Origin of the sequence: Halosimplex salinum (genome assembly GCF_003730195.1) — an archaeon.
Lineage (GTDB): Archaea > Halobacteriota > Halobacteria > Halobacteriales > Haloarculaceae > Halosimplex > Halosimplex salinum.
This window is the reverse complement of record NZ_QWGG01000002.1, coordinates 194,477-209,666: the sequence shown is the minus strand read 5'-3', so window position 1 is coordinate 209,666 and position 15,190 is coordinate 194,477. Positions and strand designations below refer to the sequence as shown.

The 15,190-nt window shown below is 68.4% G+C and carries 15 protein-coding genes; 6 read left to right on the top strand and 9 right to left on the bottom strand.

Features of this window, described 5'->3' with window-relative positions; translation table 11 throughout:
• Positions 1–66 precede the first annotated feature (66 nt).
• The 6 genes from D1409_RS06385 to hemB all read right to left on the bottom strand — a co-directional run bounded on the left by D1409_RS06385 (position 67) and on the right by hemB (position 6,587).
• Positions 67–528 carry an Lrp/AsnC family transcriptional regulator gene (locus tag D1409_RS06385; RefSeq protein ID WP_123535249.1) on the bottom strand — a complete coding sequence of 154 codons (462 nt, stop codon included), beginning with the start codon at positions 526–528 and terminating at the stop codon, positions 67–69.
• A 35-nt stretch (positions 529–563) separates the two neighbouring features.
• Entirely contained in the window at positions 564–2,426 is a 1,863-nt protein-coding gene (locus D1409_RS06380; RefSeq protein WP_123535958.1) for an ammonium transporter, read from the bottom strand.
• A 549-nt stretch (positions 2,427–2,975) separates the two neighbouring features.
• Positions 2,976–3,440, bottom strand: a complete 465-nt coding sequence (locus D1409_RS06375) for an Lrp/AsnC family transcriptional regulator (protein WP_123535247.1) — start codon at positions 3,438–3,440, stop codon at positions 2,976–2,978.
• A 6-nt stretch (positions 3,441–3,446) separates the two neighbouring features.
• Positions 3,447–3,812 carry a P-II family nitrogen regulator gene (locus D1409_RS06370; protein ID WP_123535956.1) on the bottom strand — a complete coding sequence of 122 codons (366 nt, stop codon included), beginning with the start codon at positions 3,810–3,812 and terminating at the stop codon, positions 3,447–3,449.
• Positions 3,805–5,247, bottom strand: a complete 1,443-nt coding sequence (locus tag D1409_RS06365) for an ammonium transporter (protein ID WP_394339023.1) — start codon at positions 5,245–5,247, stop codon at positions 3,805–3,807. Before D1409_RS06365 ends, D1409_RS06370 begins: the two co-directional genes overlap by 8 nt.
• Before the next feature lie 359 nt (positions 5,248–5,606).
• Positions 5,607–6,587, bottom strand: a complete 981-nt coding sequence (hemB, locus tag D1409_RS06360; protein ID WP_123535243.1) for a porphobilinogen synthase — start codon at positions 6,585–6,587, stop codon at positions 5,607–5,609.
• A 209-nt stretch (positions 6,588–6,796) separates the two neighbouring features.
• On the opposite strand from hemB, the gene D1409_RS06355 reads away from it, so the two are divergent.
• From D1409_RS06355 to D1409_RS06345, 3 genes are all read left to right on the top strand, one after another.
• Positions 6,797–7,444 (top strand): DedA family protein, encoded by a 648-nt coding sequence (locus D1409_RS06355; RefSeq protein ID WP_123535241.1) that lies wholly within the window; start codon positions 6,797–6,799, stop codon positions 7,442–7,444.
• A gap of 71 nt (positions 7,445–7,515) precedes the next feature.
• A complete protein-coding gene (locus tag D1409_RS06350) occupies positions 7,516–8,103 on the top strand; it encodes a GNAT family N-acetyltransferase (protein WP_123535239.1) in 588 nt (195 codons plus the stop codon).
• Positions 8,103–8,660: a GNAT family N-acetyltransferase gene (locus D1409_RS06345; RefSeq protein WP_123535238.1), complete on the top strand. Its 558-nt coding sequence runs from the start codon at positions 8,103–8,105 to the stop codon at positions 8,658–8,660. Before D1409_RS06350 ends, D1409_RS06345 begins: the two co-directional genes overlap by 1 nt.
• A 15-nt stretch (positions 8,661–8,675) precedes the next feature.
• Here D1409_RS06345 and D1409_RS06340 read toward each other — a convergent pair whose 3' ends face one another.
• Complete coding sequence (locus D1409_RS06340; RefSeq protein ID WP_123535236.1) at positions 8,676–9,419, bottom strand: competence/damage-inducible protein A; 744 nt, start codon at positions 9,417–9,419, stop codon at positions 8,676–8,678.
• Between the two features lie 145 nt (positions 9,420–9,564).
• Here D1409_RS06340 and D1409_RS06335 point away from each other — a divergent pair, with 145 nt between their 5' ends.
• Entirely contained in the window at positions 9,565–10,485 is a 921-nt protein-coding gene (locus D1409_RS06335) for a glycosyltransferase (protein WP_123535233.1), read from the top strand.
• A gap of 18 nt (positions 10,486–10,503) precedes the next feature.
• Here D1409_RS06335 and D1409_RS06330 read toward each other — a convergent pair whose 3' ends face one another.
• Positions 10,504–12,666, bottom strand: a complete 2,163-nt coding sequence (locus D1409_RS06330) for a heterodisulfide reductase-related iron-sulfur binding cluster (protein WP_123535231.1) — start codon at positions 12,664–12,666, stop codon at positions 10,504–10,506.
• Between the two features lie 164 nt (positions 12,667–12,830).
• On the opposite strand from D1409_RS06330, the gene D1409_RS06325 reads away from it, so the two are divergent.
• Entirely contained in the window at positions 12,831–13,430 is a 600-nt protein-coding gene (locus D1409_RS06325) for a conditioned medium-induced protein 4 (RefSeq protein ID WP_123535229.1), read from the top strand.
• A 68-nt stretch (positions 13,431–13,498) separates the two neighbouring features.
• Positions 13,499–14,152: a CRISPR-associated protein Cas4 gene (locus D1409_RS06320; protein ID WP_123535227.1), complete on the top strand. Its 654-nt coding sequence runs from the start codon at positions 13,499–13,501 to the stop codon at positions 14,150–14,152.
• A 405-nt stretch (positions 14,153–14,557) separates the two neighbouring features.
• Here D1409_RS06320 and D1409_RS06315 read toward each other — a convergent pair whose 3' ends face one another.
• Positions 14,558–15,145: an L-threonylcarbamoyladenylate synthase gene (locus D1409_RS06315; RefSeq protein ID WP_123535225.1), complete on the bottom strand. Its 588-nt coding sequence runs from the start codon at positions 15,143–15,145 to the stop codon at positions 14,558–14,560.
• Between the last annotated feature and the right edge of the window lie 45 nt (positions 15,146–15,190).

The window sequence follows — 15,190 nt, the reverse complement described above, 5'->3', positions numbered from 1 at the left end:
ACGCGAGTCGTCCGATCGCCGACAAGAGAGCCCCTCCAGTGATCCGAATCCGGCCGCCCGCGACGGCTAGTCGGCCCCGGAGACGGGCAGCGGGTCGTCCTCGCAGACGGTCTCGAGGACGATACTCGTCGAGACCGACTCGACGTCGTCGTGCACGAGCAGCGTCTTGATCTCGGCGTTCAGCGACTCGGTGTCGGTGAACTTGCCGACGGCGACCACGTCGTCGCCGCCCGTGACCTCGTAGACCGCGACCATGTGGCCGGTGTCGCGCAGGTCCGCGACGACGGTGTCGAGGCCGTCGCCCACGACGTCGAGGTGGAACACCGCGGTCACGTCGTAGCCGAAGGCGTCGTAGTCGACGTCGGGTCGGTACCCGTCGACGACGCCGTCCGCTTCGAGCGCCTGGACGCGCTTGGTCGCGGTCGCGGTCGCGATGCCGGCCTCCGCCGCGAGTTCGTTCGAGCTCGCGCGCCCGTCGGCCAGGAGCGCGTCGATCAGTTGTCTATCGGTGTCGTCGATGTCTACCATTGGTGGAGAGGGTGATGGATGCTGCCCGGGAGTGGTCAGACAGCGTCCGGTCCGGTCTTGCCCGTCCGGATCTGCGTCGCGCTCTCGACCGGCAGGACGAACACCTTGCCGTCGCCCTTCTCGCCGGTCTGGGCACCCTCCGCGATGGCGTCGACGACGTCCTGTGCTGGGATATCGGCGACGACGCACTCGATCTTGACCTTCTGGTGGAGGTCGACGACGTACTCCTCGCCGCGCCACTGCCCTTTCTTCGCGGGCTGTGAGCCCCGACCGGAGACGTTCGTCACCGTCAGCGACGGCGCGCCGATCTCCGCGAGCGCCTGTTTCACGTCGCCCAGCTTGTCCGGGCGCACCATCGCGACGACCATCTTGATGTCGCCGTCGTTCGGCGCGTCTTCTCCGCCATCCGTTCGGATCTCGCGTTCGGTCTCCGTGTCGATGCCACCGTCCGTGCGAATCTCGTTGTCGGTCTCGTCCATGTTGATACCGCCGTCCGTGCGAATTTCGGGCTCGTCAGTGTCGATGCCACCGTCCGTGCGAATCGTTCCGCCGTCAGAGCGAAGCTCTGACGAGGCCTCGTTCGCCTCGCTCACGAAACCGCCGTCCGCAACGGCAGCGCCCTCGTCGCCGAACTCGGGGTAGGTCTCGACGCCGTGTTCGCTGACGTCGAGGCCGTCCTGTTCGTGCTCGCGGCTGACGCGGGCCTGCCCGAGCGCCTTGAACGCGCCCCAGATGAGGCCGGTCGTGAGGACGGTCCACGCCGCGATGATGGCGACGCCGGCGAACTGGGCGAGGAACATCTCGACGCGGGTCACGCCCGCGTCGGCGAGGTAGCTCGGCGCGACGACGACCGGCAGCATGAGCGTGCCGAGCACGCCGGCGCTGCCGTGGACGGGGAAGACCGCGCAGACGTCGTCGATGTTCAGGCGCTTCTCGACGAAGGAGAAGACGACCGGGAGCTGTGCGCCGGAGAGGCCGCCGACGACGAACGCGCCCCACCACGCCGACGCGTGGGGGATCGCGGTGATGCCGACGAGACCGGCAAGCAGCCCGTTTGCGACGTACAGCGTGTCGACCTTGCCGGTCTTGAGCCAGGCGACGAGCCCGGCACCCATCGCGCCGCAGGCCATCGCGATGGTCGTGTTCATCGCGACGCGGCCGAGTTGCTCGCTCAGGAAGGCGCCCTCGGAACTGAAGATCGCCGAGGTGCCGACGTTGAAACCGTACCAGCCGAAGGCGAGCATGAGCGTGCCGAGCACGGCGAAGGTCATCGAGTGACCGGGGATGACGTTCGCCGAGCCGTCGTCGTTGAAGCGACCGATGCGGGGCCCGAGCACCCACGCCGCCGTCAGACCGGCGATGCCGCCCATCGCGTGGACGACCGTCCCGCCCGCGAAGTCGTCGAACGCCGCGCCGACGGCGGAGCCGACCGCGCCGTCGATGCCGAGCAGGCCGGCGTCGTACCACGCGATGCCGGAGACGACGGGGTAGATGACCGCCGCCAGCAGGAACGTGTAGCCGACGTACGCGCGGAGCTTCGCGCGACCGGCGACGGCCCCGGAGACGATGGTCGCCGCGGTCATCGCGAAGACGGCGCCGTACAGCCAGCCGGTCCAGTCGGCGGCGCTCTCGGCCTGGAAGGCCGGCGAGAAGCCGCCGCCGCCGACGAGGCTGTCGACGCCGGCGCCGACGAGGAAGAACACCGTCACCCCGATGCTCCAGGTGAGGAGGTTCTTCGTCAGCTGGTTCGAGACGTTCTTCGAGCGTACCTGCCCCGCCTCCAGCATGGCGAAGCCGGCGTGCATGAAGAAGATCAGGAACGTGACCACCAGTACCCAGGTGGTGTTTATCGCGTCGATCAACGTTTGCGTGTCAGTTTGCAGCGCGGTGAGTTCCAGCATGGTTGTGTTCGTGTCGATGGCGCGCCGGAATGGTTCCGAAACGTCCACCCCAGCGCCGATTTCCTCTCCGAATGTTTCGGAGTGTACGGGAGAAGTGTGCGGAACCACTCCCTATAAGGGTTGGCTTTACAATAGGGCAAATTTCAGGGTCTGTGTAGACGCACGTCAAAATTACCGTAGAATATTACGTGTTTAAGGTTGTACTTCGTCCAGAAACCGACGGTTGGCACGCGCCGGATCTGGACGGTCGTCAACCATCGAACGCGGCAAAATCGGCGATATCGGGGCCTTCGGGCTCTCGCGCGCCGAACGTGACGATCCGATCGGGAGCCGGACGAGAACTGATCGCCTGTTCTGGAGCGGAGGGCCGGGACGCTCGGTCAGGGCCGGGACGTTCGGTCAGGGCCGGGACGTTCGAGTCGGGGGAATCAGTTCGAGTCGGGGGAATCCGCTCGAGTCGGGCGGATCCGTTCGAATCTGGTCGAGACGGTAGCGAGTGGCCGAGTGACTCGTGCGGAGAGTGGCAGAAGAGACGGGCGTGGCTCGTTACTCCTCGACGTCGACGGGGAGCGGATCGTACTCGCAGACGGTGTCGAGGACGATGCTCGTCCGGGCCGAGCGGACCTCGGGATGGGTGAGCAGCGACTTGATCTGGGCGTTCAGCGTCTGGGTATCCTCGAACTTGCCGACGGCGACCACGTCGTCCTCGCCGGTGACCTCGTAGACGCCGACCATGTGACCGGTGTCGCGCAGGTCGTCCACGACGGTCGCGAGCCCCGTGCCGTCGACGTCGAGGCGGAACACCGCCGTCACCTCGTAGCCGAACGACTCGTAGTCGACTTCGGGCTGGTAGCCGCCGATGACGCCCTCTTCCTCCAGGCGCTGGAGCCGTTTGGCCGCGGTCGCTGTCGCGATCTCGGCGTGTTCCGCGAGTTCGCTCGCGCTCGCCCGGCCGTTCTGCAGCAGGGCGCCGATGATCCGCCGGTCCGTGTCGTCCATGTCTGCCGACATCGGCAGTCAGACGGCTCCGGGGCCCGAGTCGCCGGTCCGAACCTGTACCGCGTCCTCGACGGGGAGGACGAATATCTTGCCGTCGCCGGGCTCGCCCGTCTGGGCGGCGTCGGCGATCGCGTCGACGACGTCCTGTGCGGGGATATCGGCGACGACGCACTCGATTTTGACCTTCTGATGGAGGTCGACGACGTACTCCTCGCCGCGCCACTGGCCTTTCTTCGCGGGCTGTGAGCCGCGGCCGGAGACGTTCGTCACCGTCAGCGACGGCGCGCCCGCCTCGGCCAGCGCCTGCTTCACGTCGCCGAGTTTGTCGGGACGGATCACCGCGACGACCATCTCGATCTCGCCGTCGTCGGCCCCGTCAGTCATCGTCGACACCTCCGGAGACGCCGCCGTCAGAGCGAAGCTCTGACGAGGTGTCGTTCACGACACCGCCGTCGGTACTAACGGTCGGCCCCTCCCAGCTGCCGCCGGCGACGAACTCGGGGTAGGTCGAGACGCCGTGTTCGCTCTCGTCGAGGCCGACCTCCTCCTCTTCCTCGCTGACGCGGAGGCCGAAGAGCACGTCGGCGACCGTGAACGCGACGACCGTCGCGAGGACGGTCCAGATCCCGATGACGGCGACGCCCGCGACCTGCATGACCAGCTGGTCGACGCCGAGGAACGTCCAGGGGTCACCGAGGATGGCGACCCCGCCGCTGTCGGCCGCGAGCACGGGGATCAGGATCGTCCCGATGGCGCCGGCACTGCCGTGGACGGCGAAGACACCGCAGACGTCGTCGATCTTCAGCGAGTCGACGACCCAGCGGTAGGTCGGCAGGACCAGTGCGCCGGCGAGGCCGCCGAGCAGGAGACCGCCCCACCAGGTGACGTGTGGAACGGCGCCGGTGACTGCGACGAGGCCGGCGAGCAGGCCGTTGGCCGCCCAGAGCGGGTCGGGCTTGCCCTGCCAGACCGAGGAGACGAGCATGGCCGCGACGCCGCCGGCGCCCATCCCGAGCGTCGTGTTGAGGACGACGCGGCCGAGCGCGCCGCCCATGAAGACGCCTTCGGAGGTGAGCACCGTCGCCTGCGTGCCGACGTTGAAGCCGTACCAGCCGAACGCGAGGAACAGCGTGCCGAGGACGGCGAGCAGCATCGAGTGGCCCGGGATGGGCTGGCTGTCGCCGTTCGCGTCGAAGCGGCCGGCGCGGGCGCCGACCATCTTCGCGCCGACGAGGCCGGCGATGCCGCCGACCATGTGGACGACGGTCGCGCCGGCGAAGTCGAGGTAGCCGACGCCGATCGCGTCGCCGAGGAATCCGCTCGCCGAGAGCAGGCCGCCGCCCCACGTCAGCCCCGTGACGACCGGGTAGATGACTGCGGTCATCGCCGCGGCGACGAACACGTACGCCTTGTAGTCCATCCGTTCGGCGACCGCGCCCGAGACGATGGTCGCGGCCGTCATCGCGAAGACGGCGCCGAAGAACCAGTCGATCCAGCCGGTGCCGCTCTCCCCGGGCGCGGACATGTACGAGAACGCTCCCGCGAGGTCGAACGCGGCGCCGGAGGTCAGCTGTGCGACGAGCGCACTGACGCCTGCCCCGACGAGGAAGAAGACCAGGACCCCCAGCGTCCAGTCGGTCATATTCTTCATCAGGACGTTTCCGACGTTCTTCGCCCGGACCTGCCCGCTCTCGAGCAGGGCGAACCCCGGCTGCATGAAGAAGATCAGGAAACAGACGACCAGAACCCAGACGTAGTTCACGCTGTTCGAGACCGGTCCGGGCCCCAGCTGCAGGGCCGCGTCGGCTGCCGGCGCCAGCAGCGCGCCCGCCATCAGCGCGTCACCTCCGAGAGAGCGCGACTCTCCGAGAGGATTTGATGATCGTCTACCTTTCCACTCGTTCGGACCACGTTCGTGGTGTACATTTCGGTTAGGGCTCCTGGAATCCTGCCTCATAAGGCTATGCTTGATAAAAACGTAATTTCTGGGCGGATAACGAGACGTGCGTCAGAACTATCGCAGAATATTATCGATATAAGGTTGTCGTTCGTCCAGATCAGTGGGCGAACGTCCAGTGGAAAGTTGACGTTCGTCGACGGCCGTCGGGGCCGCACGGGGTCGATCGGTCCGTTCGCGCTCGTGCGCGCTCCGGGCAGGTCGCGGTGGCGGGGGCGTCGCTACAGCCGCCGGGCCACGTCTTCGGCGAAGTAGGTGAGGATCAGGTCGGCGCCGGCGCGCTTGATAGACAGGAGCGATTCGTGGGCGACCGCTTCGAGGTCGAGCCACCCCTTCTCGGCGGCGGCGTGGAGCATCGCGTACTCGCCGGAGACGTTGTAGGCGGCCACGGGATGGTCGAAGTTCTCGCGCACGTCGGCGACCACGTCCAGATACGGCAGGGCGGGCTTGACCATCAGCACGTCCGCGCCCTCCTCGACGTCGAGGGCGACCTCGCGCATCGCCTCACGGCCGTTGGCGGGGTCCATCTGGTAGTGGCGGCGGTCGCCGAAGGCGGGCGCGCCGTCCGCGGCGTCGCGGAACGGGCCGTAGAACGCCGACTCGTACTTCGCGGCGTAGCTCATGATCGGCGTCGACTCGAAGCCGCGCTCGTCCAGCGCCTCGCGAATCGCGCCGACCATCCCGTCGGTCATGCTGGAGGGCGCGATCATGTCGGCACCGGCCTCGGCGTGGGAAGCCGCCGTCTCCGCGAGGAGTTCGAGCGTGCGGTCGTTGTCGACGGTCATGTGTGGGCTCTCGCGAGCATCGTCCTCTACGATACCACAGTGCCCGTGGTCGGTGTACTCGCAGAGACACACGTCCGTGATGACGTAGGCCTCCGTCTCGGCGGTGATCTGTCGGACCGCTCGCTGCACGACGCCGTCCTCGGCCCACGCCCGCGACCCCTCGGCGTCTTTCGACTCGGGGATGCCGAAGACGATCACCGCTTCGACGCCGGTCTCGCGGACCTCGCGGACGCGCTCGACGGCCTGCTCGACGGGCACGCGCTCGTGACCGGGCATCGACTCGATAGCGACTCGCTCCTCTGTCGTCGCGTCGACGAACACCGGCGCGATCAGGTCCGACGCGGAGAGGTCGGTCTCCCGGACGAGCGGTCGGACGCCGTCGCTCCGGAGTCGACGGGGTCGGCGTGACATGTCCATACCCCGTTGTCGTCGTCTTTCGGTAAAGAGGCCACCGGCTCGACCACCCTCTTTTTCGCGGAGGGGTGCCCGCAGCGAGCGGAGCGAGCGAGGACATCCGACGACGGAATCGATGGCTGAACGTCACTTCCAGTCACACTGGAGTCACGAAACCGGCGGACCCGACAGACAGAAAGACACTTGCCGCCGAGTCGACACTGATCGGGTAGATGGCGACACCGTCCTCGACCGAGCGGTCCCGGCTGCGTGGCTTCGCCGAGGACTACGGCCTGATCGTCGTCGCCGGCTTCTTCTTCGTCCTGGCTATCGCCGGCGTCCTCCTCTTCGTCTTCGGTGACGAGGCGTTCGCGAAGCGGATCATCGACGACTACGGCCTCCCGGCGCTCCTCCCGATATTCGTCCTCGAAGGGGCGATGTTGCTGTACTTCGCCCCGAGCGAGGCGCTCGTGCCCGGTGCGATCGAACTGCTGGCGACCGCCCCCTCGGGCTACGAGTGGGGAACCATCCTGCTCATCGTGGCGGTCGCGACGGTCGGCGCGACCGCGGGGCAGGTCGCCCTGTTCCAGCTCGCCAAGCGGGGCGGTCGCGAGTGGCTCCTCCAGAAGCCGTGGTTCCGCATCGAGGAGTCGAAACTCGACCGCTTCGACGGCTGGTTCGACCGCTGGGGCAAGTGGGCCGTGCTCGTCAGCAACGCGCTGCTGTTCACCCGCGGGATGCTCACGGTCCCCGCCGGCGTCGCCGAGATGGACGTCCGCGAGTTCGCCGCGCTCTCGGCGGTCGGCACGATCATCTTCGAGACGTGGCTCGCGCTGGCCTACCACTACGCGGTCACGCTGGGCCTGCTGAACTTCTTCTGAGCCGGCCCGGTCCTGTCACCGGGTGCCAGGGCACCGCAACGTTTTCGCGGGTTCCGCGAGAGTCGCCGCGTATGCCCGGTCCCGTCTTCCTCCGCGGCGACGGCGTCACCCTCCGCCCCGTCGAGGAGTCCGACTACGAGTTCTTCCACCGCCACGCGAACCACCCCGCCGTTCGGCCCGGGTTCGGCGGCGGGTCCCCGGCCTCGGCGGACGACGTGGCCGACCGGCTCGAGCAGATGACCGACTCCGACGAGAGCGAGACGTTTCTCGTCTGCGCCGACGACGGTGACCCGGACTCCGTCGAACGAGTCGGCGAGGCGTTCCTGTTCGACCTGCACAAACAGCGCGGGAGCGTCGAGATCGGCTACTGGATCGCGCCGGACCACCAGGGCAACGGCTACGCCACGGCGGCGGCCGAACTGCTCGTCGACTACTGTTTCACGGAGCGCCGCCTCCACAAGGTCGACGCTCGCGTCCTGGCGTTCAACGACGGCTCACGTGCCGTGCTGGAGAAGGTCGGCTTCGAACACGAGGGCCGCCGCCGCGAGACGTTCTACGTCGATGGCGAGTACGTCGACGCCGACCTCTACGGCATCGTCGAGCGCGAGTGGGACGGGCTCGACCGCGGCGACGCCAGCGCCGCGGAGGGCGAGGACTGATGCCCGGTCCCGTCTTCCTGCGCGGCGACCGCGTCACGCTCAGACCGCCCGAGGAGGAGGACGTCGACTTCCTCCAGCGGTGTCACAACGACCCGGCCGTTCGGCTGTCGATGCCGCGCGTCCATCCCCAGAATCGCGAGGACGCGCGCGAGGAGTACGTCGAGGGGTTCGACGAGACGGTCGGGCTGCTGATCTGCGGAGACGGAGGCGACGGGAACGGCGACGATCCGGACCCCGACCGTCTGGGATTCTGTGCGCTGTTCCGGATCGAGGAGGCCTCCGGCCGCGCCGAGATCGGGACGTGGCTCGCGCCCGACGCGGAGGGAGAGGGGTACGCGACCGACGCCCTCTCGACGCTGGTCGACTACGCCTTCGAGGAGCGACGGCTCCACCGGCTGAACGCGGGCCGACTAGCAAGTAACGACCGCTCGGCGGCCTTGATCGACCGGCTGGAGTTCACCGAGGAGGGGCGGCGGAGCGACTACTATTTCGTCGGCGGCGAGTACGTCGACCGCGTCGAGTACGGTCTCCTCGCGGACGAGTGGTCGAGTCGATAGCGACGGCCGGTGCGCTCAGTCGTCGTCCGGTTCGGGGTCCGCGACGCGTTCGTCGACCCACTCGATGGCCCGCTCGACTTCCGCGGGGTCGGTGCCGGTCACCTTCACGCGCCCGGATTTCCCCTGACGGGCGGGGTAGCTCCCGACAGCCACGTCGAAGCGCTCGCGGACGCCGTCGAGTACGTCTCTGAGCGCGCCCTCGGGCGTGGAGGTGGGGACCGAGTCGGAGACGGCGTCGCCGCCGAACTCGTCGGCGACGCTGTCGAACATCTCCTTGAGTTCGCCGGGGAACCCGGGGAAGACGTACACGTTCTCGACGACGCAGCCGGGATTGAAGCTCGCCTCCGTCTGGAGCGGGCGGGCTCCGGCCGGGAGCGCGCTCGTCTCGTCCAGGTCGAGGTCGAAGTCGTGCTGTTCGTAGCGCTCGGGGTTCGCTTCGCGGTAGCGTCGGGCCTTCTCGGCGATCCGTTCGCGCACCGCGGGCTGGACTTCCATGTCGCGGTCGAACGCGTCGGCGACGGCTTCTACAGTCAGGTCGTCGGGCGTGTCGCCGAGGCCGCCGGTGACGATCACGGCGTCGAAGGCGTCGGCGTACTCGCGGACGCGACTGGCGATCAGGGCCCGGTCGTCGGGGATGGTGAGCATCCGCGTGACGGTGGCCCCGCGTTCGGTGAGCTGGCGGGCCAGCCAGGTCGCGTTCGTGTTCTCGGTGTCGCCAGCGAGCAGTTCGTCGCCGACCGTGACGAGCGCGACATCCATGGGCGAGTCCACGGACGAGAGCGGGTAAACGCTGTCGGGTCGGTGCCGTCGGGAGCGGGTCGGCGCTGGACGCGGCCGGCACGGGGGGAGTCGGCTTTCACACGCGTCGACTCGACTTACCTCGACGACGGCCGAACGCACAGACATGACCGGCCGCCCGCCGACGAGCGTGATCTTGCCAGCGGTGACGTGGACCGACGCCTGTACGGAGGTGGCCGACCAGCTGACCGCCCGCGACGAACTGCTCGTCGTCCACGACGGCGACGCCGACCCGGTGACAGAGCGCCGCGGCGACCTGCCGGCGAACGTCGAACTCGTCGCGGCCGGCGAGCCGGACGGCTGTTCGGGCAAGGCCAACGCCGTCGCGGCGGGGATGGAGGCCGCCGCACACGAGCGGGTCGTCTGGACGGACGACGACTTCCACCACCCGCCCGACTGGCTCGACCGGCTCCACGCCGACTACGAGGCCCGCGGTCCCGTCTCAGAGGTCCCCGTCTTCGTCGGACAGGACCCGCTCGCGGTCCTGCTGGAGCCGGTGTACGTCGTCGGCGGCACGCTGTCCACGTACGCGAACGACTACGCGTGGGGCGGCGCGGTCGCCTTCGAGCGCTCCGACCTCGACGACGAGGCGGCGCTGGTCGACCGACTCCACCGGAGCGTCAGCGACGATGGCCTCCTCACGGACGCCGTCGACGTGACGACGCTCCGGCGGACGCGCCTCGTCACGGTCGGCGGGACCGTCCGGGAGACGCTCGAACGCCACGTCAGGTTCACCCAGCTCGTCCACCGGCACGACCCCCGCGGGACGGCCGTCTCGACGGTCGCCGTCCTGATCGCCTTCGTGCTGGCCCTCTGTTTCCCGCTCCCGTCGGCCGTCGTCCTGACGGCGCTGGCCGGCGCGGCCTACGCCCGGTTCGGCGTCGCCAGCCCGACGTTCCTGCTCGCCTACCCGTCGTTCCTCGCGTCGGTCCCGCTGGGGACCTACGCCCACCTCCGGCGGACGTTCGTCTGGGGCGGCCGCCGGTATCGCTGGCGGAGCAAGTTCGACGTGGAAGTCCGCGACTGATCTCGTCTCTTCCGCCGCTCAGTCGTCCGCCGGGGACTCCGCCGCGCCGCCTTCTCCGGCGACCACGCCGCCGGTCTCCCGAACCTCGACCGCCTCGATCAGCAGTTCGGCCACGTCGACGACCTCGATCTCGTCCTCGAAGTCGCCGGTCTTGCGGCCGTCCTCGAACATCGTCGTGCACATCGGGCAGGCGACGACGAACTTCTCGACGGCGGCGCCGGCGCGGGTGTCTTCGACGGCCTCGCGCAGGCGTTCCTCGCTGGGTTTGGGCTCCTCGTCGAACTCCATCCAGAGCCCGCCGCCGCCCCCGCCACAGCAAAAGGAATCGTCGCGGTTGCGCGGCATCTCGGCGAGGTCACAGCCGGTCGCGCGGACGAGGTCGCGGGGCGCCTCGTACTCGCCGTTGTACCGCCCGAGGTGACAGGGGTCGTGGTAGGTGACGGTGTAGTCGAGTTCGTCGCCGCGGAGGCCGAGTCGGCCGTCGTCGACGAGGTCCTCGACGACCTGCGTCCAGTGGAAGACCGGGGCACCCGCCCAGTTCTCCTCGGGGACGTCCATCATCGGGTCGTCGGCGAACTCCTGGAAGTCGACCTCGGGGTACTCGTTGGCGAAGGTGTTGAACGCGTGGGGGTCGGTGCAGACGATCTTCTCGAACTCGCAGTCGTCGAAGGTGTCGACGAGCGTCGCGGCCTGCTCGACGAAGAGGAACTCCTCGCCGACGCGGCGCACGTCGTTGCCGTCGTACACCTCGTCGTCGTAGAGGATCCCGTAGTCCACGTCGGCCTCCTCGAACAGTCTGGCGAGCGAGCGGGCGACCTTCTCGTTGCGGTCGTCGAAGCTCGGGTAGTCGCCGACGTACCAGAGGTATTCGACGGACTGCTCGCGGGCGTCCGCCGGGTCGGCGTCGAGCGGGTCGGCCCAGTCGGCGCGATTGCGCTGTGACTCGCCGAAGGTGTTGCCCTGCTGCATGACGTTCTGGAACACGTCCTGCACGTTGCGGTCGAGGTCGCCCTGGTCGACGAGCTGGCGGTTCAGCCGGGTGAACGAGGTGAGGTGTTCGATCTCGACGGGGCAGGCGTCCATGCAGGCCATGCAGGCCATACACGACTCCATCGTCTCGGCGTCGATGACCGAGGTTCCGCCGTCGGCGACGATGGGGACCTCCTCGTCGCCGGCGTCGCGGGACTCGCGGTAGTTCTTCAGGTCGAGGATGACGTCGCGCGGGTCGAGCGGGCGGCCGGCGGCCTTCGCCGGGCACGCTGCTGAACACCGGCCGCACTTGGTACAGGCGTCCTGGTCGAGCAGTTCCTTCCAGGTGAAGTCGTCGATGGACTCGGCGTTGGTCTCCTCCAGGTCGGCCGGGACACCGGGCAGTCGCCTGCCCGCGTCGTCGTCGTGGGTGACGACGTTGGCGTACGAGGAGAGCATGTGGAACGGTTTGCCCAGCGGGATGGCGGCGATAAAGGCCAGCGCGAGGATCGAGTGGCTCCACCAGACGAGGGGGTAGGCCGCTTCGGCCATGCCGGGGGTCATCCCGGCGCCGTCGAGGACGAGAGCGGTCGCCCAGCCGACGAAGCTCACCGTCTCGAAGTCGGGGTAGTTCTGCCCGAGGATGCGGAACCCTTCGGTGAGGTAGCCGCCGACGCCGAGGAGAAACAGCGCCCAGACGAACAGGTCGTCCTCGTTGCTGGTGTGGCGGCCCCAGAGACGTCCGTCGCGGGCGGCGTACCGGCGGTAGAGGAAGACGCCGAGGCCGACGACGAACAGCAGGCCCATGGCGTCGACGACGAAGGAGTACGAGAGGTAGAAGTCGCCGACGAAGAACGATTCGCCTGTCAGCGGGCGGTAGAAGTCCATGTCGATGCCGAGGATGGTCGTCGCGATCAGGAGGGTGAGGAATCCCCAGAGGACGAACGCGTGGGCGAACCCGGCGACGACGTCGCCGTCGCGGAGCGTCCGATTCGAGCCCACCGTTCGCGCCGCGGCGACGACCCGCCCGGGCAGGTCGTCGAGTCGCGGGAGGGGGTCTTCGCGCCCCGCCGCGTAGCGGGTGACTCGTCGGTAAGCCCCGAGCAGGAAGACGACGATCGCCAGCGCGGCGAGGTAGTAGAACGCGGCCTTCCCGACGGGTCCGATCCCCCAGAAGGTGGGCCGCGTCGGCGCGCCCGACTGGAGCAACATTTCCTAGAACGCGGGCGACGGCGCGCTTAAAGCTTGCTACGAATTCACACGACAACCGTTCACAACAGGTTCGTCGTGTACGGGTTTTCGAGGGCCGGACGAGTCGCGAGACGCCGCAGGTGTCAACAATTATTTAGGTGTGCGCCCCCGGTCTCAGGTCGGGGATGGACGAAAAGACAGAGGAACTGCGGGACATCTTCATGGACGTCTCCGACGAGGAGACCGTCACGGAGACCCAGGAGGAGCTACGCGGCTCGATACCGGAGTCGACGGACGAGGAGACGACCCGGGAGCGCCTGCGGGGGGTTATCGAGGCGCTCCGGAGCCGGTACGACGTCGCCACCGACTTCGAGACGGCGACGTACGTGCGGCTCGTCCGCGCGTTCTACGACGACGAGTCCGACGAGGCCATCGCCGAGCAACTGGAGGTTTCCGCCGACGAAGTGTTCCGCGCACGCATGGATTTGCACCTGCTCCGGGGGGAGGACACCGACGCGCCGTTCGACGTCTGCGAACTGCGACGGCGCCGCGACGCGAGCGACGAGACGCTCGCCGCGGAGTTCGGTGTCGACGAAGCGACGATCCGCCACTATCGCCACGTCGTCGCCGCCCAGGACGCCGCCCGGGCCGCGAACCACCGCTATCAGACCGAGTTCGACGAGATCCTCACCGACACTGCCCTCTCCGGGCAGTTCACCGACCAGATCGCGGAAGACGGCCTCGACGAGGCCGCCGAGGACATCGAGACCGACGTGTCGTTCTGAACAGCGGTCCCAGTTTTTTCGCGAGTTCGACCGAACCCTTATCACCGAGTACGCGGCCAGCGCCGGCCATGCACACGTTTCGCGACGTGGCGACGGCGGCGTACTGCCCGCGCAAGCTCTACTACCGTCACCGCGACCCAGCGGCCGACACCGAGGTTCCCCAGCGGGTTCGCGCGCGCCGAGATCTGGCCTTCCGCTACCCCGAACTGCTCGAGTGCGACCCCGAGATACAGGCCGCGCCGATAGAGATCACCCCGACTCAGTACCGCTCGCGACTCGGCCAGTTGCGCGCGAGCCTCGACGCGTGGGACGACCTCGTGGATCCCGCCGGCCGCGAGGTGTTGCTGGAGGGCCGCGAGTGTCGCGGCGTCGCGCACAAGGTGCTGGAGGGGCCGCCCCGCCCCTCGCTCGTCTTCGCCGGCGACCCACCGGACGAGGGGGTGTGGGAGCCACAGACAGTCCGCCTCGTCGCCGCCGCGAAGGCGCTGGCGTGGGAGCGCGAGACGCCTGTCGAGTCCGCCTTCGCCGAGTACCCCGCCTACGGCGTCGTCCGCGAAGTCCCGCTCACCACCCGCCGGAAGGCGACCTACCGCTCGGCCGTCCGCACCGCCGACGCCATCGACGGCCCGCCTTCGCGTACCTCGAACCGCTCGAAGTGCACCCCCTGCGAGTACCAGGACCAGTGTGGCGTGGTCACGAGGTCGCTGAAGTCGATGATGTAGAGGTGTCCGTAGCGGTCCGCGGTGGCGCGCGCCGTCGAGCGTTTCATCGCGAGACGGCGTCGCGCGAGGGATGAGGAGCGCAACGGAGTGAGCACCGCAGTCGGTTGGGGAGGCGTGAGGCGCGGTGCTGTGTGGTGTTGTGCAGTGCTGTCCTTGGCGGACTGAAAGGGCGAGGCGCGCTCGCGTTCAGTTCAGTCGCCTGAGCGGGCTCTATTCGAGGGAGCGAAGCGACCGAGAATATCCCGCTCAGCGACCGTGAGCGGGCCGAGGGCTTTCGTCGCGTGCTGTCGTCTGCAGTCATTCCGATTCATTGTGAGCGGGCCGAGGGCTTTCGTCGTCTACTATCGTCTGCGGCCACTTCGACTCAGAGGGCGTCGGCCGAGAGAGACATCCAGTTCGACCGACTCAGTCGGACTCAGAGAGCCACGCCTTGATCGCGTCACTCATCGCGCCGCGGCGGTGAATCTCCCCGCTCTCGACATCAACGACGGTGCTCTCCCTTCCGTCTGTTCGACCGCCGTCGAGGACGACGCGCACGGCGTCGCGAACCTCCGAACTCAACGCCTCGACTTCACGAACGCTCCCGGTTCCCGAGAGATTCGCGCTGGTGGCGGTCACGGGCACGTCGGCGGCCTCGAACAGCTCCAGCGCCAGCTCGTGGTCGGGCACTCGAACCCCGACACGGTCACGCCCGGCGGTGAGAACGTTGGGTACCACGTCCCGTCGTTCGACCACCACAGTCACGGGACCGGGCAGGAACTCGCGCATGAACGCCAGTTCCCGCTCGGTCGGGTGGGTGTACTCACGCGCGCGCTCGACGCTCGGAACGCCCAGCGAGACGGGCTTGTCTCGGTCCCGCCCTTTCAGTTCGAACACCCGCTCTACCGCGTCGGGATCGACGGCGTTCACGCCCAGCCCGTACACCGTCTCCGTCGGGTAGACGACGGCCTCGCCGTCCTCGATGGCCCGCGCCGCCCGGTCCACGTCGCTCATGGTCGAGTGTCCGTCGGTCGGCGAGAAAAGCGTGACGCGACGGAC

What these genes read in the sequence shown, in the direction of transcription:
- D1409_RS06340 (WP_123535236.1), bottom strand. Translation starts at nt 9,419, where the DNA reads ATGGATGTCGCGCTCGTCACGGTCGGCGACGAACTGCTCGCTGGCGAC.
- D1409_RS06350 (WP_123535239.1), top strand. Translation starts at nt 7,516, where the DNA reads ATGCCCGGTCCCGTCTTCCTCCGCGGCGACGGCGTCACCCTCCGCCCC.
- D1409_RS06385 (WP_123535249.1), bottom strand. Translation starts at nt 528, where the DNA reads ATGGTAGACATCGACGACACCGATAGACAACTGATCGACGCGCTCCTG.
- D1409_RS06355 (WP_123535241.1), top strand. Translation starts at nt 6,797, where the DNA reads ATGGCGACACCGTCCTCGACCGAGCGGTCCCGGCTGCGTGGCTTCGCC.
- D1409_RS06315 (WP_123535225.1), bottom strand. Translation starts at nt 15,145, where the DNA reads ATGAGCGACGTGGACCGGGCGGCGCGGGCCATCGAGGACGGCGAGGCC.
- D1409_RS06375 (WP_123535247.1), bottom strand. Translation starts at nt 3,440, where the DNA reads ATGTCGGCAGACATGGACGACACGGACCGGCGGATCATCGGCGCCCTG.
- D1409_RS06320 (WP_123535227.1), top strand. Translation starts at nt 13,499, where the DNA reads ATGCACACGTTTCGCGACGTGGCGACGGCGGCGTACTGCCCGCGCAAG.
- hemB (WP_123535243.1), bottom strand. Translation starts at nt 6,587, where the DNA reads ATGGACATGTCACGCCGACCCCGTCGACTCCGGAGCGACGGCGTCCGA.
- D1409_RS06335 (WP_123535233.1), top strand. Translation starts at nt 9,565, where the DNA reads ATGACCGGCCGCCCGCCGACGAGCGTGATCTTGCCAGCGGTGACGTGG.
- D1409_RS06345 (WP_123535238.1), top strand. Translation starts at nt 8,103, where the DNA reads ATGCCCGGTCCCGTCTTCCTGCGCGGCGACCGCGTCACGCTCAGACCG.
- D1409_RS06370 (WP_123535956.1), bottom strand. Translation starts at nt 3,812, where the DNA reads ATGACTGACGGGGCCGACGACGGCGAGATCGAGATGGTCGTCGCGGTG.
- D1409_RS06330 (WP_123535231.1), bottom strand. Translation starts at nt 12,666, where the DNA reads ATGTTGCTCCAGTCGGGCGCGCCGACGCGGCCCACCTTCTGGGGGATC.
- D1409_RS06325 (WP_123535229.1), top strand. Translation starts at nt 12,831, where the DNA reads ATGGACGAAAAGACAGAGGAACTGCGGGACATCTTCATGGACGTCTCC.